This is a genomic window from Acinetobacter sp. D009, assembly GCF_038562025.1.
Lineage (GTDB): Bacteria > Pseudomonadota > Gammaproteobacteria > Pseudomonadales > Moraxellaceae > Acinetobacter > Acinetobacter pittii.
On the sequence record NZ_CP151886.1, the window covers coordinates 630612 to 652079 of the forward strand.

At 38.3% G+C, this 21468-nt stretch carries 21 protein-coding genes and 1 pseudogene; 12 read left to right on the forward strand and 10 right to left on the reverse strand.

Annotated elements, in window-relative coordinates; genetic code table 11:
- Positions 1-184: 184 nt before the first annotated feature.
- The 3 genes from AAC388_RS03110 to AAC388_RS03120 form a co-directional block, all read right to left on the reverse strand.
- On the reverse strand, positions 185-1645 hold the full coding sequence (locus AAC388_RS03110; RefSeq protein ID WP_014207587.1) for an amino acid permease: 1461 nt from the start codon (positions 1643-1645) through the stop codon (positions 185-187).
- A 21-nt stretch (positions 1646-1666) separates the two neighbouring features.
- On the reverse strand, positions 1667-2680 hold the full coding sequence (locus AAC388_RS03115; RefSeq protein WP_342371178.1) for a methyltransferase: 1014 nt from the start codon (positions 2678-2680) through the stop codon (positions 1667-1669).
- Positions 2681-2743: 63 nt separating this feature from the next.
- Positions 2744-4102, reverse strand: a complete 1359-nt coding sequence (locus tag AAC388_RS03120; protein ID WP_002116159.1) for a uracil-xanthine permease family protein — start codon at positions 4100-4102, stop codon at positions 2744-2746.
- A 178-nt stretch (positions 4103-4280) separates the two neighbouring features.
- Between AAC388_RS03120 and typA the strand changes: the two genes are divergently transcribed.
- The 4 genes from typA (at position 4281) to AAC388_RS03140 (ending at position 8660) form a co-directional block, all read left to right on the forward strand.
- On the forward strand, positions 4281-6116 hold the full coding sequence (gene typA / locus AAC388_RS03125; protein WP_017402639.1) for a translational GTPase TypA: 1836 nt from the start codon (positions 4281-4283) through the stop codon (positions 6114-6116).
- A 255-nt stretch (positions 6117-6371) separates the two neighbouring features.
- Positions 6372-6803, forward strand: coding sequence for a large conductance mechanosensitive channel protein MscL (gene mscL, locus AAC388_RS03130; protein WP_342371179.1), 432 nt, complete (start codon positions 6372-6374; stop codon positions 6801-6803).
- Positions 6804-6937: 134 nt separating this feature from the next.
- Positions 6938-7279 carry a gamma-glutamylcyclotransferase family protein gene (locus tag AAC388_RS03135; protein ID WP_032036936.1) on the forward strand — a complete coding sequence of 114 codons (342 nt, stop codon included), beginning with the start codon at positions 6938-6940 and terminating at the stop codon, positions 7277-7279.
- 199 nt (positions 7280-7478) lie between these two features.
- Positions 7479-8660: a carbohydrate porin gene (locus tag AAC388_RS03140; RefSeq protein WP_342371180.1), complete on the forward strand. Its 1182-nt coding sequence runs from the start codon at positions 7479-7481 to the stop codon at positions 8658-8660.
- 88 nt (positions 8661-8748) lie between these two features.
- Here the strand turns inward: AAC388_RS03140 and AAC388_RS03145 are convergent, their stop codons facing one another.
- Positions 8749-9039: a peptidylprolyl isomerase gene (locus AAC388_RS03145; protein ID WP_002051379.1), complete on the reverse strand. Its 291-nt coding sequence runs from the start codon at positions 9037-9039 to the stop codon at positions 8749-8751.
- A 19-nt stretch (positions 9040-9058) separates the two neighbouring features.
- Positions 9059-9883: a bifunctional DNA-formamidopyrimidine glycosylase/DNA-(apurinic or apyrimidinic site) lyase gene (gene mutM / locus AAC388_RS03150; RefSeq protein ID WP_032005485.1), complete on the reverse strand. Its 825-nt coding sequence runs from the start codon at positions 9881-9883 to the stop codon at positions 9059-9061.
- Between the two features lie 75 nt (positions 9884-9958).
- On the opposite strand from mutM, the gene AAC388_RS03155 reads away from it, so the two are divergent.
- The 4 genes from AAC388_RS03155 to AAC388_RS03170 all read left to right on the forward strand — a co-directional run bounded on the left by AAC388_RS03155 (position 9959) and on the right by AAC388_RS03170 (position 14888).
- Positions 9959-10525 (forward strand): DNA-3-methyladenine glycosylase, encoded by a 567-nt coding sequence (locus AAC388_RS03155; RefSeq protein ID WP_032005484.1) that lies wholly within the window; start codon positions 9959-9961, stop codon positions 10523-10525.
- A gap of 134 nt (positions 10526-10659) precedes the next feature.
- The gene (locus AAC388_RS03160; protein WP_342371181.1) at positions 10660-12789 is read left to right on the forward strand and encodes a TonB-dependent receptor; all 2130 of its coding nucleotides are present in this window, start codon (positions 10660-10662) and stop codon (positions 12787-12789) included.
- Between the two features lie 9 nt (positions 12790-12798).
- Positions 12799-13908 carry an NADH:flavin oxidoreductase/NADH oxidase gene (locus AAC388_RS03165; protein ID WP_342371182.1) on the forward strand — a complete coding sequence of 370 codons (1110 nt, stop codon included), beginning with the start codon at positions 12799-12801 and terminating at the stop codon, positions 13906-13908.
- A 56-nt stretch (positions 13909-13964) separates the two neighbouring features.
- Entirely contained in the window at positions 13965-14888 is a 924-nt protein-coding gene (locus tag AAC388_RS03170) for an AEC family transporter (protein WP_204085469.1), read from the forward strand.
- Positions 14889-14919: 31 nt separating this feature from the next.
- Here AAC388_RS03170 and AAC388_RS03175 read toward each other — a convergent pair whose 3' ends face one another.
- The 4 genes and pseudogenes from AAC388_RS03175 to AAC388_RS03190 all read right to left on the reverse strand — a co-directional run bounded on the left by AAC388_RS03175 (position 14920) and on the right by AAC388_RS03190 (position 17685).
- Positions 14920-15744 (reverse strand): tetratricopeptide repeat protein, encoded by an 825-nt coding sequence (locus AAC388_RS03175; protein ID WP_342371183.1) that lies wholly within the window; start codon positions 15742-15744, stop codon positions 14920-14922.
- Positions 15745-15928: 184 nt separating this feature from the next.
- A complete protein-coding gene (locus AAC388_RS03180) occupies positions 15929-16639 on the reverse strand; it encodes a DsbC family protein (RefSeq protein WP_342371184.1) in 711 nt (236 codons plus the stop codon).
- Positions 16640-16785: 146 nt separating this feature from the next.
- Positions 16786-17508, reverse strand: coding sequence for a folate-binding Fe/S cluster repair protein (locus AAC388_RS03185; protein WP_342371185.1), 723 nt, complete (start codon positions 17506-17508; stop codon positions 16786-16788).
- 59 nt (positions 17509-17567) lie between these two features.
- Positions 17568-17685 (reverse strand): annotated as a pseudogene (locus tag AAC388_RS03190) (hypothetical protein).
- 38 nt (positions 17686-17723) lie between these two features.
- On the opposite strand from AAC388_RS03190, the gene AAC388_RS03195 reads away from it, so the two are divergent.
- The 4 genes from AAC388_RS03195 to AAC388_RS03210 all read left to right on the forward strand — a co-directional run bounded on the left by AAC388_RS03195 (position 17724) and on the right by AAC388_RS03210 (position 19652).
- The gene (locus AAC388_RS03195) at positions 17724-18176 is read left to right on the forward strand and encodes an SRPBCC family protein (protein WP_342371186.1); all 453 of its coding nucleotides are present in this window, start codon (positions 17724-17726) and stop codon (positions 18174-18176) included.
- Positions 18177-18307: 131 nt separating this feature from the next.
- The gene (locus AAC388_RS03200; protein ID WP_342371187.1) at positions 18308-18664 is read left to right on the forward strand and encodes a DUF488 domain-containing protein; all 357 of its coding nucleotides are present in this window, start codon (positions 18308-18310) and stop codon (positions 18662-18664) included.
- A gap of 90 nt (positions 18665-18754) precedes the next feature.
- Positions 18755-19099 (forward strand): zinc ribbon domain-containing protein YjdM, encoded by a 345-nt coding sequence (locus AAC388_RS03205; RefSeq protein ID WP_002116259.1) that lies wholly within the window; start codon positions 18755-18757, stop codon positions 19097-19099.
- Between the two features lie 211 nt (positions 19100-19310).
- A complete protein-coding gene (locus AAC388_RS03210; RefSeq protein ID WP_005064346.1) occupies positions 19311-19652 on the forward strand; it encodes a YegP family protein in 342 nt (113 codons plus the stop codon).
- A gap of 53 nt (positions 19653-19705) precedes the next feature.
- Here the strand turns inward: AAC388_RS03210 and AAC388_RS03215 are convergent, their stop codons facing one another.
- A complete protein-coding gene (locus tag AAC388_RS03215) occupies positions 19706-21421 on the reverse strand; it encodes a proline--tRNA ligase (RefSeq protein ID WP_017385897.1) in 1716 nt (571 codons plus the stop codon).
- Positions 21422-21468: the final 47 nt, after the last annotated feature.

The following is a 21468-nucleotide window of genomic DNA, read 5'->3' on the forward strand; positions in this document are numbered from 1 at the left end:
TGGTGTGAATTTGTACACTTGTCCGTGAGCTGACATCGTGCCAAATTATTTAATCTGTTTTACCTTGTACTAATGGCATGATGTCCTCCTTATTTAAAAGTGCCGTTGAAAATCTGAACGGCATTTTACGCTCTTTTAATCAAAGATCAAGTTTTTGATCTTTGATTTACTTTAATGACCAGTTTTAATCTTGTTCAGGTTTGACGTTCATTTGATCGTAAGAGATCAATTTGGTTTTATTTTTCCACTTATAACCTAACCAAATGATCAAGAACAAAGGTAAGCTAATATAGGTTGAAAGTAAGCCTAACCAATCAATTTTTCCACCTAAAATGGCTTGGTAGTTCTGTCCTAAGATAATGATTGAACAGAGAATAAATGCAAACCAAGGTGCAAATGGGAAAAATTTGGCACGATATGCTAAATCTTCTAATTTATAGCCTTGAGCAATGTATCCTTTACGGAAACGGTAATGTGAAATCGCGATTCCTAACCAAACAATAAAACCACACATACCCGACATATTGAGTAGCCAGTTAAATACTTGTTTTTCACCAATAAATGTCGTTAAGAAACAGAATGCAGCAATAAATGTCGTTGCATATAGCGCGTTCATTGGAACGCCACGACCATCAAGTTTTGCAAACCACTTTGGTGCACGGCCTTCTTGAGCCATTTTAAACAACATACGAGTTGAGGAATACATGCCTGAATTACCTGCTGATAAAATAGCAGTAAGAATGACAGCATTCATTAAACTCGCAGCAAAAGCAAAACCTACTCTTTCATAAAGCAATGTAAATGGAGATAGTGCGATATCTTCAGTGGCAGCTGCTTGTAATAAATTCGGGTCATCATAGGCAATCAGAGTGCCGATAATGAAAATACATAGGATATAAAATAATAAAATTCGCCAGAAAATCTGTTTGATTGCAAGTGGAATTGTCTTCTTTGGATCTTTTGATTCGCCAGCAGCAACCCCAACCATTTCGGTTCCTTGGAAAGAGAATCCGGCAATCATGGCGACACCAATCATGGCTTGTAAACCGCCTACAAAAGGTGCCTCTTTATAGGTCCAGTTTCCGAAAGTTGCCACACCTGGAGTTAGCATAATCTTGATGATCATGGCTAAGCCAATAATAATAAATGCAACAATCGCAATTACTTTGACCATCGAAAACCAGAATTCGCTTTCCCCAAATCCCTTTACTGTCATGGCATTGATCAGAAAGATAACAATAAGGAACAGGGCACTCCAATAGAACCCTGGAATATCAGGGAACCAGAACTTCATAATAAACTGAACCGCAACAAGTTCGAATGCAACCGTAATTGCCCAGTTATACCAATAGTTCCAGCCTAGAGCGAAACCAAAGCCTTCTTCGACATAACGACTGCCGTAAGTAAAAAAGGCACCGGATGTTGGTGTGTGAGTTGCAAGCTCACCTAAGCTGGTCATTAAGAAGTAAATCATAATGCCAATGAGTGAATAGGCGAGTAGCGCTCCACCAGGGCCAGCGTTTGCAATGGTTGATCCAGAAGCAAGGAAGAGGCCTGTACCAATGGAACCACCAATGGCGATCATATTCAGATGACGAGCCCCAAGCTTACGCTGGAGTTTTTCAGGAGCATGTGTTTCGCTCATGGAGATTCCTTACATAGTTTGTTATGCACAGGCATATAACACCTTAAAGCCTTGATGATCAGTTTTAATCTGGCACTGACCAAAGTGCTTCTCAATTAAGATCGGATAGTTTAAAAAACGGTTTGCTACAATCCATAGCTCACCTGATGCCTTTAAATGTTTTTTAGCGTTCTGGCAGAGTCCTTCACTTGCATCATAGTTGGTATGAATACCCTGATGGAAAGGGGGATTACTGACAATGGCATCGAGTTCTGTTGGAGCGTCTGCAATACCTGTAACAGGCTGCAATCTCAGCTGGTCTGAACCTATTCCATTTCGACTAAAAGTCATTTCCGTTGACCGTAAAGCGAAAGCATCAATATCTAGGGCATGAATAATATTACTTGAATTTATTTTTGCCAAATAGCAACTGATAATTCCAGCACCACACCCGAAGTCGGCAATTCTACCTGATTTCACCTGATTAAGATAAGGGAGTAAAACAGCAGTTCCGACATCTAAATGATTTTGACTAAATACACCGGGAAGGGCACAAATCGTAAGCTCTTGTTGATTAACATGAACAGTATAAGTTTTAAGCCAACTTTCGAGAGGTTTAATTTGTTCTGTTTTTTCAATCTTTAAGTGCCATAGCTGACAGTGGCGTGCACTATCGAGTTTAAGTACTTTGCCGAAGCTTTGTAGTTGTTTGGCAGCGCGTTCAACACCACCTTTTTTTTCACCTACTAAAAAAACAGACTGAGCAATTTTAAGATTGCTCATTACGACATGCAGTATGTAATTTAATAGTTCTTTAGATTTGGGAACAAAAATGACGGCTTGATCGAATTCTTGTAATGGAAACTCAACTGAGAAATGCGCATTTGTTCCACTATTTATAAAGCTCTGATAGTCAGCATGGTTCCATGTCCAGACTGAAGCATCAATATCCGCTGGTAATTGACTGACTAGGGCATCATTCGGTGCATTAATTAACAAGACTCTACCTTTTAAATAGTCTTGTTGTCTCAATACCACTTCACTTCTAGGATCCATGTACATCTCTCATGAAGAAGAATGCCCAGTGGAAACTGGGCAGTAATCAAAATTAAAAAATAGTTATTTGTGTGTTTCAGGGAGAACAACATTTAAAATTAATGCTGCTATACCGCCTGTCGCTACGCCAGAGCTAAAAATATTTTTAAATAACTCTGGAAGGTGTTCCAAAATTTGAGGAACTTGAGCAACACCCAAACCTAGTGCAAGTGAAATTGCGATAATTAAAAGTGCTCGGCGATCAAGGTGAATAGATGAGAGAATGTTAATACCTGATGCAGCTACGGCACCGAACATTACCATCACAGCACCACCTAATACCGCCTGTGGTACGGCTTGTATTACACCAGCTACTGCTGGAAATAAACCTAATAAAATAAGTAAAGCAGCAATCCAGATACCCACATAACGACTTGCAACCCCAGTGAGTTGGATGACACCATTATTTTGAGCAAAAACAGAACTAGGGAAAGTATTAAATAAGCCTGCAAGTAAAGAGTTTGCACCATTCACTAAAACGCCACCTTTAATACGTTTCATCCATTCCGGACCATTAACGGGTTGGTTTGAAAGTTTACTGGTTGCAGTCACGTCACCAATCGCTTCTAAAGATGTGACTAAATAAATAAAAGCCATTGGAATGAATAAGCCCCAAGAAAAGCTTAAACCAAAGTGCATTGGTGTTGGAATCTGTACAAGAGGCGCATCTTTAATACCTGAGAAATCTAGGTAACCCATAAATCCTGCAAGAATGTAACCAATCACTAAAGCAATTAAAATGGCTGAACTTTTAATCCAAACCACCCGAATGCGGTTTAGCACAATAATAATAGCAAGTACGGTACATGACATAATAAGGTTGTCTGCACTTGCAAAAGTATGGTCTTGCATGGCTTGGTAGCCACCACCCATACTAATCAAGCCTTCCTTAATAAGCGTTAAGCCAATTAATAAAACAACAATACCAGTCACCAAAGGAGTAATTAATCTTTTTACCCATGGAAGAATTTGCGAAACACCCATTTCAATAAAGGAACCAGCAATTACTACACCAAAAATTGCAGCCATAACTTGGTTTACAGGAGTTCCTGCGGCAACCATTGCACTACCAATACCAATAATTGGACCAATAAAGTTAAAGCTTGTGCCTTGTACAATCAGAAGACCTGCACCAAACGGGCCGACTTTTTTACATTGAAGAAATGTAGCAATACCTGAAATCACCAAAGACATCGATAAAATCATGTTGGTTTCAGTGCGTGATACGCCTAAAGCTAAGCAAATTAAAAGCCCTGGTGTAACAATTGGTACAATAATCGCAAGCAAATGCTGGAAAGCTGCTAAAAAAGCGATCAGAGGTTTTGGTCGATCATCTAAGCCATAAACAAGGTCAAGATGGTCTTGAGAGTGTTGATTGGACATGGGTGTAGGTACGCCGCAATTTCGCAAATTGGCGCTATTCTAATCGAGATACCTATCTTTACAAAACGAAATACAGGCTATTGGAAAATTTTTTTGTCAATGTCAATAAACTGTCACTACTCAAGAGTAGTGTTTTTCTGTATAATTTGCCCTCAAATTTCAGGCGTTTCGAATTTTCATGTCAGATATCAAAAATCTCCGTAATATCGCAATTATTGCGCACGTCGACCACGGGAAAACCACACTTGTCGATAAACTACTTCAGCAATCTGGTGCTCTCGGTGAACGAGCAGGCGAGATTGAGCGTGTCATGGACTCAAATGCGCTTGAAAGTGAACGTGGTATTACCATTCTTGCAAAGAACACTTCTATTACTTGGTTAGATAAACGTACTGATACAACTTACCGTATCAATATCGTGGATACCCCGGGACACGCCGACTTCGGTGGTGAAGTAGAACGTGTAATGTCGATGGTTGACTGCGTATTACTTTTAGTTGACTCTCAAGAAGGCCCAATGCCACAAACTCGCTTTGTGACACAAAAAGCCTTTGCTCGTGGTTTAAAACCAATTGTTATTATCAACAAAGTTGACAAACCAAGTGCGCGTCCAGACTGGGTAATCGATCAAGTGTTTGATTTATTTGATAACCTTGGCGCAACTGATGAGCAATTAGATTTCCCAATCGTTTATGCATCAGGTTTACGTGGTGTAGCGGGTCCTGCTCCAGAAGAATTAGCGGATGATATGACACCGTTGTTCGAAACGATTGTAGACATCGTTGAACCACCAGCAGTTGACGTTGATGGTCCATTCCAAATGCAGATTTCATCACTTGACTATAACAGCTTCGTAGGTGTTATCGGTGTTGGTCGTATTCAACGTGGTTCAGTAAAATTAAATACTCCTGTTACTGTAATTGACAAAGAAGGCAATACACGTAACGGTCGTATCTTAAAAATCATGGGTTACCATGGTTTAGAGCGTATTGATGTTGAATCAGCATCTGCTGGTGATATTGTATGTATTACTGGTATCGACGCACTTAATATTTCTGACACGATTTGTGATCCGAAAAATGTTGAAGCATTACCAGCTTTATCTGTAGATGAACCTACAGTATCTATGACTTTCCAAGTAAACAACTCTCCGTTTGCTGGTAAAGAAGGTAAGTTCGTAACTTCACGTAATATCCGTGAACGTCTTGATCGCGAATTAATTCATAACGTAGCTTTACGAGTTGAAGATACTGACAGTCCAGACCGTTTCAAAGTATCTGGCCGTGGTGAACTTCACCTTTCAGTTTTAATTGAAAACATGCGTCGTGAAGGTTTTGAAATGGGCGTATCACGTCCACAAGTAATCATCAAAGAAATTGATGGTGAAAGACAAGAGCCTTACGAAAATGTAACTTTTGACGTTGAAGAACAGCATCAAGGTGCTGTAATGGAACAAATGGGTCACCGTAAAGGCGAAATGACCAATATGGAAGTTGACGGTAAAGGTCGTATCCGTATTGAAGCAACTGTACCTTCACGTGGTTTGATCGGTTTCCGTTCTGAATTCTTGACCATGACTTCTGGTACAGGGATCATGACTTCAAGCTTCTCGCATTATGGTCCTGTTAAACAAGGTACTGTTGCGAAACGTCAAAACGGTGTATTGATTTCTATGGTTCAAGGTACTTGCTTGGGCTATGCATTGTTCAGTTTACAAGACCGTGGTCGTTTGTTTGCTAAACCACAGTTAGAAGTTTACGAAGGTATGATCGTGGGTATTAACTCTCGTTCAGACGATATGGTTGTAAACCCAACTAAAGCGAAGCAATTAACTAACGTTCGTGCGTCTGGTACAGATGATGCTTTAACTTTAGTACCTGCAATTGAATATACGCTTGAACAAGCGCTTGAATTCATTGAAGATGACGAGTTAGTAGAAGTAACACCTAAATCAATCCGTATCCGTAAGCGTTACTTGACTGAAAACGAACGTAAACGTAATCGTGATAAATAATTTTCTTAAATGAAAAAGAAAAAACCGCTAAATTAATTTAGCGGTTTTTTTTAATCGTAATATTTAAAGTTAAGCTAAGCTTAATTTCATATTTTTCTTGTAAGAGAATATGTTGTTAAAGTGTGAAATAACTTTCTTTTTTTGATAAAAATATTAAATTATCAATATCATGGCGAGTACTATCTAATCCGATAAGATGCCAATGAAAAAGAAAAATATGATGTGTTTCAGCCCCCGACATCTGGAGATGTTTAGATGAGTATTATTCAAGAATTTAAAGAATTTGCCGTTAAAGGCAATATGATGGATTTAGCCATTGGTGTGATTATTGGTGGTGCTTTTGGCAAAATCGTGGACTCTTTAGTAAAAGATATTATCATGCCACTGATCACTGTGATTACTGGTGGTGGTGTTGATTTTTCACAAAAATTCATTGTATTAGGTGCAAATCCTAACAATTTACAATCTTTGGATGCTTTGCAAAAAGCAGGTGTGAATGTTTTAACTTATGGTAATTTCCTGACCATTTTAATTAACTTCATTATTTTGGCTTGGGTGGTGTTCTTAATGGTGAAATTATTAAATAGACTTCGCCGTGATAAAAATGAACCAGAAGCTCCAGCTGCAACTCCTGAAGATATTCAATTATTACGTGAAATTCGTGATGAGTTAAAAAAACAAGCCTAATAAGATTTGAAATAAAAACGGTACCTTGAGTGCCGTTTTTTATTACTTCATATTTTATATTGGACTCAAGATATTGATAAAATTGCAAGATCGCAGATCAGACCAACTATGAATATTGAAAAAGGGATAGATGAATGAATCAGCTTTTTGTGTATGGAACATTATGTCCAAATAAAGCAAATGCACATATTCTCGAACAGATTGGGGGAACGTGGACCAAAGCTTCGGTAAGAGGAATTATACATATTTTAGATTGGGGACCAGATCAAGGCTTAAAAGCAATTGTGTTAGATCCTCAGGCGGAGTGGGTAGAAGGCTATCTATTTAGCACAGAAAAACTTGCTGAAAACTGGCAGATGCTTGATGATTTTGAAGGCTTTCAATATGAACGAGTTATAGTAGATGTAATGCTTGAATCAGGGGAAACTGTTAAAGCTTGGACATATCAAATGAATGCTCATGCTAAAAATATTTAAATACAAAAGCTGACTTCACGAACTCAATTTTTCTCTTTTAGATCTAGTTTTAAAAATAATATATAGAGGCTCTTGTTTGAGCCTTTTCAAATCAATCAAATAGTCTTCGTTTTCTTTCTAATAACCATTAGTCCTTTTATCCAACCTTACTTGGAATATAAGTGAGTGTGGAAAGCTCACACTTAAAAAGGAATTTTAAATGAAGAAGTCTCCTTGGATTATTGGAACTACGTTTTATGCCATATCGCAAATTACTTTCGCTACTGAAATTGGAGGATATGTACGTACAGGCATAGGAGTTACAGATAGCGGGGAATTACAAGAATGTTTTCAGCTCATTGGCGCACCTTCAAAATACCGTCTTGGAAATGAATGTGAACAATATGCAGAGCTATTTGCTAAACAAAGTCTTCTAAAACTGAATGATAATTCTGAGATTAGTATTAATGGAATGCTTCAATTTTATAACCAGTATGGTCAAAGTTTAAGTTTTAGTGGTGACGATGGCTATACGCGCTTAAACCAGATCTATCTAGACTGGAAAAATATTTCTTATTTAAATGGAGCAAATCTTTGGTTTGGAAGAAGATTTTATAATCGAAATGATATTCATATGTCTGATTTATTCTATTGGAACCAAAGCGGAACAGGGTTCGGGATCGATAATTATAAAATTAATGACCTGTCATTAAGTTATGTTTTTTCTAGAAAAGATAATGTATTTCAGAAAAAATATATTAATAGACATGACCTTACCATAAAAGACATTCAGCTAAACGATACAAATAAACTCAATACAGGCTTATCTATTATTGATGCAGATCATACAGGTTGGGCCTTAACATTGCAGAATATAACTTCCGATGTCTTAAATGGTAAGAATACAGTTGCTTTGCAATATGGCGAAGGAGCAGGTATGGGGCTAAGTTATACTGGCAACCCTGAGTTGGACCGAGATAATTCTTCTTTAAGATTCATTGAAGTTTTAGATTGGGAATCTGAAAATAAAGTTTTCAATGGACAGGCTCAATTTATATATCAAAAAGATAAATTTAAGAATCAGAATGATAGCGAATGGTTTTCGATAGGCTCCAGAATGGTTTATGTTGTACAAGACCATTTTAAAATATCGACTGAAATTGGCTATGACCGGATAGATAGCAATGATCAAAATCGAAGCCTAACAAAATTGACTATTGCACCAACTTGGTCACTAAAAGGAATGGGATATTACGACAGACCTGAACTTCGCTTGTATTACACCTATGCCTTTTGGAACAAGGATGAACAGAATTTGAGAGACAATTTATATCCTGATAGTGATTTTTATAACACAGGACATGGGTCAAATTTTGGTATGCAACTAGAATATTGGTGGTAAATTTAAAAAATAAAAGAGGTCGGTAATGACCTCTTTTATTGAGTAACTGCGCTATTGTTTATGAATTTAAATTAACTTGTGAGGGGGCTTATCTTAAGCTCCCCATTCTGAATTTAACTTCTAAAAGATGATAGCCAAACTGACTTTTGATCGGACCTTGTAACACACGTTCAGCAGCTGTAAAAACAACTTTGTCGATGACGGGCACCAATTGCCCTTTTTTGACTTCACCAAGTTCACCACCACGTTTTGCCGAATTACAGGTAGAGTATTGCTTGGCAAGTTTGGCAAAGTCAGCGCCACTTTGAAGCTTCTTTTTTAGCTGCTCAGCTAAGTCTTTATCTTTGACTAAAATATGTCGGACAATTGCTGTTTGCATGTTGTCTTCCTCCAAAAAATTAAGGCTTTCTCAGCTTTTTAAGCGGTTGGCACTGTGGGCAAAATACGCTGGCACGCTGACCAAGTTTTAAGTTTTCTAATGTGGTTTCACAGTTAACACACATTTCTCCAGCACGACCATACGCGAGCAATGTTTGCTGAAAATAACCATTTTCTCCCATGGCATTGCTGTAGTCTCGTAATGTCGAGCCACCTAAATCAATTGCCGACTTTAAAATGCGTTTAATCTCGACAACGAGTTTTTCAATTTGTTGCATAGTCAAATCGCCAGCAGGCTGAGCTGGGTGAATGCCTACGTTAAATAAGCTTTCAGTTGCATAGATATTGCCTACACCAACCACTACATGATTATCCATGAGTGCAATTTTTATGCCGACAGACTTATTCTTGAGCTTAGAAGCTAAATATTCTGCATGAAAATCAGTACTTAAAGGTTCAGGCCCTAAAGTATCTATGAGTTTGCCTTGAGTCTCGGGATTAAGCCAAAGAATACAACCAAAACGGCGAGGGTCATGGTAACGTAATTGCTGATCTTCAAATTGAATAATTAGATGGTCATGCTTTCTCAGTTCGTCATTTGGCTCGGTTAGACGAAAGCTTCCTGACATGCCTAAATGCCAAAGCATTTGATCCTGTTCAAACTCTGCCAAAATATATTTTGAACGTCGATTTAACCCAATGAGACGTTGCCCAACAAGTTTCTGAACATCATCTGGTATAGGCCAGCGTAAGCTAGGATTGCGTACTTCAACACTTAGAACTTTTTGATTCAATAAGGGAAATAAACTGGTTTTGGTGGTTTCGACTTCGGGTAACTCAGGCATGCCAACTCGCAGAATTAACAGATATACTGGATTAATCAAGTATAACGTGTGGTATGTAATATTTCAGAGATTACTATGTCAGATATTTTACCATTAAGCTGGTTTCAACGAGAAACCTCAGAAGTAGCTTATGATTTAATCGGCTGCGTATTGTGTAAGCGACAACCTGATGGCCAAGTGATCCGCTGTACAATTAGTGAAACTGAAGCTTATTTGGGCGTTCGTGATAAAGCTTGCCATAGTTACAATAACAAACGCACCGCTCGAACAGAGGTAATGTATTGCCCTGGTGGCACAATTTACGTCTATTTAATTTATGGCATGTATGAAATGCTCAATCTTATTACTCAGACAGAAGGTGTGCCTGAAGGGGTAATGATTCGTTCTGCATTTTTAAATGGTGCTTCAACTAAAAAAGACTATAAGCTTTTAGCTGGACCCGGCAAATTGACACGCTATTTAGGGATTGATCGGACTTTAAAAGGACAAACCTTGGGAGAGGAATCTGGACTATGGGTTGAAGCGGCATCAACGCAACCAGAAGTAGTTCTAACGCCACGGATTGGAATTGATTATGCCGAAGAAGCAAAACATTGGCCTGAACGATATTGCTGGAAAGATCATCCATCTTTGAGTCGATAATTTTAATCTGGAAATCAGTTTTTAGATATCGAGGAAGAGTGTTCCAGATTTACAACAATGCAGATCGAATTCAATATCCAGACAAGACACCGCTTTTTGTTATCATAACTACAATATAAATAAAGGAAATAAGCATGTCCTTATTACGCTTAGACCGACTTCATTACTGTATTTTGATGAGTATGGGCTGTATTTCTAGCCCACTTGTTTGGGCAGAAGATTTAACACAAGACGTAACTGTATTGCCAACATTACATGTGGAAGCAACCCGTACCGATACAACCTATTTGCAGACACCGGCCTCGGTTTTTAGAATAGATGCACCTCAAGTTGATACTTCTTCACAAGTAAATTTAACCGAAGTTGTAAAGGGTATACCGAGTTTACAGCTTCGCAATCGTGAAAATTATGCACAAGATTTACAGCTCTCTATGCGTGGTTTTGGTGCACGTTCTACTTTTGGTGTCCGTGGTATTCGCCTTTATGTAGACGGGATTCCTGCAACAATGCCGGATGGACAAGGCCAAACGTCTAATATCGATTTAAGTAGTCTGGACCATGTTGAAGTTCTAACAGGACCTTTTTCTTCACTTTATGGAAACTCATCGGGTGGGACAATTTTAACTTCTACTAAAGAAGGGCAAGGCAAAGATTCAATTGAGCTGAGCTATTCGGGAGGCAGTCACGATAAAAGCCGAGCAGGGCTCGTGCTACAAGGTGGAGCAAAGGGTGCGAATGAACCAAGCTATGTTATTAGTTCATCGTATTTCGATACTGATGGTTACCGAGAACATAGCGGTGCAGAAAAAGTACTAAATAATGCAAAGCTCAGTTGGAGTCTTGATGATGGAAGTAAAATCAATTGGGTAACCAACTATGTCAAAATCCATGCAGACGATCCGCAGGGTTTAACCCGTGACCAGTGGAATGCAAATCCAAAGCAACAAGTTCCATTTTTAAAGCAATTTAATGTCCGTAAAGATATTGAACAAACTCAAACGGGTGTGACGTGGTCTAAGCCTATTAATGATAAAAATGAACTCTATGCCATGGCATATTTAGGTAATCGCCAAGTCACTCAATATCAATCTATTCCTAAATCAACACAAGATGCCAGCATCAATCATGCAGGCGGGGTAATTGATTTTGAACGTGATTATTATGGTGCTGACTTCCGTTGGACGGGCAAACAATTACTTGCAAACACCACTGTAAGTGTTGGTGTTGCATTAGATGCAATGGATGAAGATCGTAAAGGTTTTGAAAACTATAATTTGGTAAATGGTCAACCTTCTTATGGTGTCAAAGGTAATTTACGCCGTGATGAAGATAATACTTTGTGGAATATTGACCCCTATTTACAAGCTTCATGGCAGTTCTTACCAACGTGGCGTTTAGACACGGGTGTACGCTATAGCAATGTCCATTACAAATCTAAAGATAACTATTTAAGTAATGGCGACGATAGTGGTAAGACTGATTACAATAAAGTTTTGCCTTCTGCTGCTTTAAGCTGGCAAATTTTACCTGAACTCATGGCCTATGTGAGTTATGCCAAAGGATTTGAAACGCCAACTTTTACTGAAATGGCATATCGTCCAGATGGAGAAAGTGGTTTTAATTTTGATTTAACCGCATCCACAAGCGATACCTATGAAACAGGCTTAAAATCACAAAACCAATTAGGTGATTTTACTTTGGCAGTTTTTCAAACTAAAACCAAAGATGATATCGTTTCTGCCGGCAACTCAAATGGTCGATCAACATTCCGTAATGCCGATAAAACCCTACGTGAAGGGGTAGAGTTTGCATGGAATAAAAAGTTGTGGCGAGATTTAACAGCGACTGCTAGCTATACATATTTAGATGCAACTTTTGATGCTGATATTCCAGCTTTGGGAAGTATTGCTCAAATTCCATCGGGCAATGCCATTCCAGGAATTGCTAAAAACCAAGCTTATGCCTCTTTGGCTTGGCAGCCATCACACGGTCTATATGGCGGTGTAGATGTACAGTATATGGATAAAGTATACGTGAATGATACCAACAGTGACGCAGCACCAAGCTACAGTGTAACCTCTGCTAATGTGGGTTATGCATGGGTAATGGGTGACTGGAAAGTGAACAGCTTTGCCCGTGTTGATAACCTATTTGATAAAAACTATGCAGGTTCAGTGATCGTAAATGATGGTAATGGACGCTACTTTGAACCAGCGGATGGACGTAACTGGAGTGCAGGTTTACGTGTAATTAAGCAATTCTAGGAATTAAAAATGGCAAAATTATTTGAAACGGTTAGCTTTGGTTCACTACAACTGGTCAATAGAATTGTAATTGCTCCGATGTGCCAATATTCGGCAACAGATGACGGTGAAATTACCTATTGGCATGAACAGCAATGGGCGAATTATGCATTGTCTGGCGCAGGACTTTGTATTGTTGAGGCGACTGCTGTACAACCTGAAGGTCGGATTAGCTATGCTGACCTTGGGCTCTGGAATGATCAGCAACGTGACCAAATCAAAGCGTTGTTAGCTAAGGTTCATACACTTTCACCAATGCCATTTGGAATTCAGTTAGCACATGCAGGGCGTAAAGCATCTACTGAAAAACCGTGGTTAGGTAAAGGTCAGATTGCAAAAGATCAACCTCATGGTTGGCAAACGGTTGCACCAAGTGAAAGTACTTTTTCTGTTCATGATGCAGCACCCCATGCTTTGACCATTGCTGAGATTAAACAGGTTCAACAAGACTTTGCAGCGGCTGCAAAACGTGCTGTAGAAGCTGGGTTTGAGTTGATTGAAGTTCATGCTGCACATGGTTATTTACTTCATCAATTCTTATCGCCAATTGCCAATCAGCGTACTGATGAATATGGCGGTTCATTAGAAAACCGTATGCGTATGACTCTTGAGGTTCTTCAGGCAATTAAACTCGCTGTACCTGAAGGTTATCCTGTTGGTGTTAGACTCTCTGCGACTGATTGGTTAGAGAGCATCGAGCACTGGGATGTTGAATCTACAGTGGGTTTATCAAAAGCTTTAGAGCAATTGGGCGCAGCCTATGTGCATGTGTCTAGTGGTGGTTTGCACGAGCATCAATCTATTACGATTGGGGCAGGTTACCAAGTTCCATTTGCTGAGCAAGTCAAAAAGCATGTGTCTATTCCAGTCATTGCTGTAGGGCTAATTACTGAGCCAGAACATGCCGAACAAATTCTGGAAAACCAGCAAGCTGATGCTATTGGTCTTGCTCGTGCAATGTTGTACGACCCAAGATGGCCTTGGCATGCTGCCGCTACTTTAGGTGCAGAAGTTAAAATTGCACCTCAGTATTTACGTTCCCAACCACATGGATTAAAGCAGCTTTTTAACTCTTTTTAATTGTATTGGGCAAAGTCATCTTTGCCCATTTTTCTTTCGCTAAGTGAGGACGGTCAGTGGTTTTTCAGGTTATTTTACCTATCTTGATATTGCTATTGATGGGCTATGTTTGTGTCCTCATCAAATTGGTAACACCTGAACAGATCAGGGCTCTTAGCGCATTTGTAATTAAAATTTCCTTACCGGCTTTTTTAATTCATTCTTTGGCAAATAAAAGCTTACAAGACATTTGGCACCCCGCTTATTTTATTGCTTATGGCGGTGGATCTTTAATTTTATTTTTCTTTGCTTTTATTCTCTATCGAAAATATTTTAAAAATAGCTTAACCCATAGCGCCGTCATATCGATGGGGGCATCTATGTCCAATACTGGATTTATGGGAACAGCTATTCTAACCATGTTGATAGGTAATCACGCTGCAATCTATATTTCTTTAACACTCATCATTGAAAATTTATTGATTGTGGCATTGATGCTCATTTTGGCCGAAGCTGGTTTACATCAACAGCAAAATCTTTTACCGCTTTTAAAACAGACATTTTTAAACTTACTCAAGAATCCTGTCATTATCGCTATTTTGGTTGGGATGGGATGCATTCTTTTAGATGTTAATCTTCCTGCGACACTTGATCAGTCTTTAGAGTTACTTGGACGTACAGCTTCGCCTTTAGCCTTGTTTGCAATTGGCGGAAGTTTAGTAGGTATTGGAATAACAACAGTAAATATAGAAAGTATTTTGTTGGCGACCTTTAAAGTTGTGCTAATGCCATCTGTTATTTTTGCACTTTTTTTAATAACTCCAAATGTAAGCCGTGAAATGCTTTACGCAGGAACATTAATCGCTGCTTTACCGATGCCGATTGCTTTCGGAATTTTTGGACAAGCCTATGGCTTAAATGAAAAGGCGTTAACACCGCTTATGATTAGTACAATTGTCGGTTTTATTGGGGTGAGCTGGCTGATTGCTCTGTGGTGGTAAAAGAAAAGCCCCATAAGGGGCTCATCATCCATTATTTTTTGGGCGCTGGCTGTGCAGGAGCATTTGCAGCCTGTTTGCTCTTTTCTGCAATAATCTTATCAACCGACACTAAAGACTCTTTAGCGTTAGGCACATTTTGATTGGCAAGTTCAGTAAAGATCTTTTTAGCCTGCGGTAGATTTTGCGGAATGATATTGCCATTCGCCATCATGGTTGCTAAAGCCATAGAAGCAGGTGCATAGCCTTTTTGAGCAATTGATTGTAAAGCTTCGATACCTTGGCGTTTCATTAAAGGATTTTTATTTTCAACGCCTTGGCTAATGTCATAGAGTGCTTTGACCTGAATAGCAGGGTAGTTTCCTTTTCGAATTAAAGGCGCTAATTTTTGAAGGGCAATTTGATGTGACTGCGGTTTTTTCTGAGCAAATAAAATTGTCGCAATTTTCACAGTTGCATCATCAGAACCTTGAGCCGATGCCTTTTGAATATATTGACTGAATTTGTTGCTGTCTTTGGCAACCCCTAATTCACCAGACTCATAAATTTGTGCAAGTGTGTAACTCGCTTGGGCATAACCCTTATTTGAAGCATCCTCATAATATTTAATAGCTTTAGAAGAGTCTTTTGCTGTACCTTGGCCCATTTGAGTCATATAGCCTAAGTTATAGATAGCTTGGGCATTACCTGTTTGGGCTAAGCGTTGCATTTCTTGAAATGCAGCGGAGTAATTTTTTGCTGCGTAGAGTTGCTCAGCTTGTTTAAAAACATCGGTTTTAGCAGCAGTCGCTGTGTTATCAGCTGCAAAAATTGATGCACTTGAAAGGGTGATTAGGCTTGCGATTAGTAATTTCTTCATTTCTTTTTAACCTTTTACTTCGTAGCTACATCATTCCATTGATGCATGAAAGAGTTTCAATTTCTCATCATAAATATTGATTGCTGAAAGTAAACAGCCGATTTGTATATAATGCACTGCACTTTGGGCAAATTGTGGAGAAAAAATACCCACTCATATTTATAAAACAGAGTGGGTAATATTGTTATTTTGCTGACTGAAGTAATGCTTCAATTTGCTTGGCATCAGTTGGTACGCCAGAGAGTCTTTGGCCATCTTGCAAGAACAGGGTAGGTGTTCCATCGATATTTAATTTTTGACCTAAAGCAATATTTTTCTGAATTGGGCTTGAGCAACTTTTGCTATTAGTCGGCAATTTGCGATTAAGCATATAGTTTGTCCAAGCTTCTGCCAGATTTTTTGAACACCAGATTTGATTTGAAACTTTTTCAGCATTTGGATGCAAACTAGTAAGAGGATAAAGGAACACATATACGGTTACGTTATCAACCCCAACCATATTTTGTTCTAGGCGTTGGCAATATGGGCAATCTGGGTCACTAAAGACATAGATTGTACGTTCGCCTTTACCTTTTACATATTTAATCGCCTGATTTAATGGCAAACTTTTAACGTCAATCTTACCCAATTCGGCAATACGTTCTTCAGTCATATTTTTTTGTTGTTTGATGTCGACTAAATTACCAACAAAAAAGTACTTTGCATCTTGATTGGTATAGACAATGCGGCCGCTTGTATAGACTTCATAAATACCTTGCACAGGAGATTGATAAACACCCTTTACAGGTAAATCGGGATAATTCGTCTTAAGATTTTGTTCAAGTGTTTTAACATCAGCGTGAGCAGAACCGAAAATAGCCAGACTCAACATGAGTGTAGCAAGCTTAGTTTTCATCTTTTTTCTCTTTAATTTCAACAGGGCTAATGATGGCATATAAAGCTTAAAAAATTGATGTTCTAATCTAATGAAATCATTAGTGTTTTGTATCTATAAAAAAGCCCACTAACTTAGCAGTGGGCAGTTTGAACTAATAAAAGTTATTATTGTGGTCTTGCAACGTCGCCACTTAAAGCTTCTGGTAACTCAAGAACTTGAAGTCCTAACTCTTGTAGAGCAGCAGGTTTCGCAACAACTAAAGCAAGATAACCTTGATCATTTGCAATACTATTAACGACTTCAATATCGTTATTTAATTGAGTTGCTGAAGTAGGTGCTTCACCTGTACCTTGTACGAGATGTAACCAGTGTTTTGGTTTTGCTTTAAACCAAAGACGCGCCACAATTTCCTGACCTAGGTAACACCCTTTGTCGTAATTGACGCCTTCACGTTGATGTAAACGTAATTCCTGTGGTTGGAATTCATGTTCAGTAACCTGTGTAATCCAAGCTTGACCAGTCATAATGGCTTGTTTTTGCCATTCTGAAATATCAGTTTCAGCAGTAGTGAATTCAGTTTGATGATTCACAACTTTTGGGAACACAGTGCCTTGTTCACTTAAAGTCATTTTTGAAAAGGCACCATACTTTTTAATATGCTTGGCAAACTCTTCAGCTTGATCTTGAGTAACTACAATTTCAAAACTTTCAGGATTAATCTTCTTTAGCCATAAGCCAAAGTGAATACGGCCTTTAAGATCACAAATCGCTGTATAGCGAGTTTCATTTTCAGCTAAACGTTCAGTATCTACAGTAACTTGACCTTGTAAAAACTTTTGTGCATCTACACCGTTTAAAGCATATGAGGAGAAAGCGAGCAGACTCATGATTAATCTCAAATTCAATATGTTTCTTTATGATTGCTGACTATTTTGCTCCATTTTTACTAAAAAATCAGCCATAGTTTTTGTAATTTGAGTTTGTCCTGAAGCTGGCTTTTTTTGTTTAAAAAAACACCAAAAATATACGTTCAGATAAATCGGAAGGTTTAAGCTAATAGCCATAATTTCAATAATTTTAAGGAAATTAAAATAAGGAGAATATGATGGCAACAGGAACAGTGAAATTTCATCGCGTGTTTAAGGCTCCAGCCGAGCGAGTTTACCGTGCATTTTTAGATCCAGATGCTTTAGTCAAGTGGTTACCGCCCCACGGTTTTACTGCGAAAGTTCATAGTTTTGATGCAAATGTTGGTGGCTCATACAAAATGAGTTTTACCAATTTTTCAACAGGTTCAACACATGCTTTTGGCGGAACATATGTAGAGTTAGTTCTAAATGAACTAATTCGCTACAACGATCAATTTGATGACCCAAATTTACCCGGGACTATGCAGGTTACTATTACATTAAAAAGCGTATTGGTAGGTACAGAAGTGCATATTACGCAAGAAGGCATACCAGAAGTGATTCCTGTAGAGGCATGCTACTTAGGGTGGCAAGAATCTCTATCTTTGCTTACTTTATTGATTGAAGCTGAAATTCCAGATCAATAAAAAGTTATTTTTTAGAGTCCTATAGAAAAGTGAGTAGATTTATTTCTGCTCACTTTTTCTTTTTGAGCTTTATTCAAAATAAATAAAATATAGAATAATTCTAAAATATAAATTATATGCAGAGAAAAACGATGAATATCCAAATTAAAAGAATTTATGAAAATGCTGAGCCTAGTGATGGAAAGCGAATATTGGTTGACCGTTTATGGAGTAGGGGAATTAGTAAGGAAAATGCTCATTTGGATTTGTGGCTAAAAGAAATAGCACCATCGACCGAGCTTAGAAAATGGTTTCATGTTGCAACACCAAATCATTGGCACGAGTTTAAACAGCGATATTTAAAAGAGCTTGAGACTAATTCCGCAGTTCAGGAGCTACAACAAATCGCATCAAGGAATACAGTCACACTTTTATATTCAGCCAAGGATGTTGAAAACAATCACGCAATTATTTTGAAGGAATATTTATTAAGTAAAAACTTAAACTAATATATAAATTTTTTTTTGGTAAAAGTCTATTATTTAAAACTTTAAAAAATGAGTCATTTCTCGCATAATATACTTTTTGAGATTTTTTTCATGTCTTTGCCAAACTGCCCAAAATGCCAATCAGAATATACTTACCAAGATGGCGACTTATTGATTTGTCCTGAATGTTCACATGAGTGGAAAGAAGGAGAAGCATCAGCAACTGAAGAACAAGAAATTATTAAAGATGCAAATGGAAATGTCTTGGCAGATGGTGATAGCGTCACTGTAATCAAAGACTTAAAAATTAAAGGTTCTTCTTCAGTCGTTAAAGTAGGTACGAAGGTAAAAACGATTCGTCTAGTGCCAGATGCAAGTGATGGTCACAATATTGACTGTAAAATTGATGGTATTGGTCAGATGAAGTTAAAATCTGAATTTGTAAAAAAAGCTTAAACTGTTAATTATTATTACATTTCAGCAGAGATATATGTCTATATCTCTGCTTTTTAAATTCCTAACATCATTATAATTTTATTACGAAAAAGTATAAAAAATGGACTGTTCAAGGAATATTTACGCCTTTATATTGTCATTAATAACAAATAACTTTCGTCCAGAATAATAACGAAAGTCATACCCACACCAACAAAAAAATGAGGTTTTTATGGCAGGATGGTACGAAATTTCACAAGCGAGTGATGGACAATATCGCTTTATCTTAAAGGCAGGAAATGGTGAGCCTATTTTAAATAGCGAGCTATATAAGGCAAAAGCCTCTGCTGTAAATGGTATTGAGTCAATTCAGAAAAACAGTGGTGATGACGCCCGATATGAGCGTTTAACTGCAAAGAATGGGAAACCTTATTTCAATTTGAAAGCTGCAAATCATCAGATTATTGGTACGAGTCAGTTTTATGCGAGTGAAGCTTCACGAGATAAAGGAATTGAGTCGGTTAAAAACAATGGTTCATCAACGACTGTTAAGGACTTAACGGTTCAGGCATAAAAATTGAGTTAAAAAAAGCAGCTTCGAAAAGCTGCTTTTTATTTATGTATTCATTAACGCGCTAACTTAGCTAAAAGCTCTTCTTTAGTTAAATTGCTCGCTTCAGCATCGCGGCGGCCTTTATATTCAAAAGTACCCGCATCAAGACCTTTTTCACCAATCACAATACGGTGCGGAATACCCATTAATTCAAGGTCAGAGAATTTAACGCCTGGGCGTTCGTTACGATCATCAAGTAATACATCAAAACCTTGAGCTTGAAGTTCTGCATACAGAGACTCTGCTGCTTCAAGAGTACGTGGTGATTTGTGCGCATTCATTGGAACAATTGCAATTTCAAAAGGTGCAATGGCTTGAGGCCAGATAATACCTTTGTCGTCGTAGTTTTGTTCAATTGCAGCTGCAACAACACGCGTTACACCAATACCGTAGCATCCCATAGTTACTGTAAATGGTTTGCCATCTTCACCTAGAACTTTACAGCCTAAAGCTTCAGAGTATTTAGTACCTAGCTGGAAAATATGACCTACTTCGATACCACGTTTAATTTGTAGTGTACCTTTGCCATCTGGAGATGGATCGCCTTCAACCACATTACGTAAGTCAAAAATTTCGCTAATTTGCGCATCACGTTCCCAGTTTACGCCAACCGCATGTTTGTCCGCTTCATTTGCACCAGCAACGAAGTCAGAAAGAACCGATGCAGCACGGTCAACAATTACGGTTAAGCCTTTTTCGACTAAACCTTGTGGACCTGTAAAGCCAGCAGTTAAACCAAATGCTTGAAGTTGTTCTTCAGTTGCAAAAGTAAGAGGCGCAGCAACTAAAGGATGCTTCTCAGCTTTAATCTCATTAAGTTCGTGGTCACCACGTACAAATAGAGCAACGACAGGAACATTACCTTTTTCATCAGCAATGCCTTGAACCAATAATGCTTTAACAGATTGCTTTGGATCAGCATTTAAGAATTGGCAAACATCATCAATCGTTTTTTGGTTTGGCGTTTCAACCAATTTAAATTCTTGTGTCGGTGCTGCGCGTTCACCCACTAAAACAGCCTCAGCCATTTCAACGTTTGCTGCATAATCAGATTCAGTTGAAAATGCGATGTCATCTTCACCACTAGCAGCCAATACGTGGAATTCGTGTGAAGCTGAACCACCAATAGAGCCTGTATCTGCTTGTACTGGGCGGAAATCTAAACCTAAACGAGTGAAAATACGGCTATATGTGTCATACATCACATCATAAGTTTCTTGTAATGATTCTTGAGTTGCATGGAAAGAATAAGCATCTTTCATGATGAACTCACGTGAACGCATTACACCAAAACGTGGACGGATTTCATCACGGAATTTAGTTTGAATTTGATAGAAATTTACAGGAAGCTGCTTATAACTTTTTAATTCGTTACGCGCCATATCCGTAATAACTTCTTCATGCGTTGGCCCAAGTACAAATGGGTTCGTATGACGATCTTTAAAACGTAATAACTCAGGACCATATTGTTCATATCGACCTGATTCTTCCCAAAGACTTGCGGGTTGAGTCACGGGCATGAATACTTCCATTGCGCCTGAACGGTTCATTTCTTCACGAACAATCGCATCTACTTTTTTAAGCACACGTGTTCCCATCGGCAGCCATGTATATAAACCAGATGCCAATTTACGAATCATCCCCGCACGTAACATGAGCTGGTGTGAAATCACTTCAGCATCATTTGGGGTTTCTCTCAACGTTGCAAATAAAAAGCGGCTTGCGCGCATGGAAAAAGTCCTAAAAGTTAAGCGTTATAAAAACGCAGATTATACGA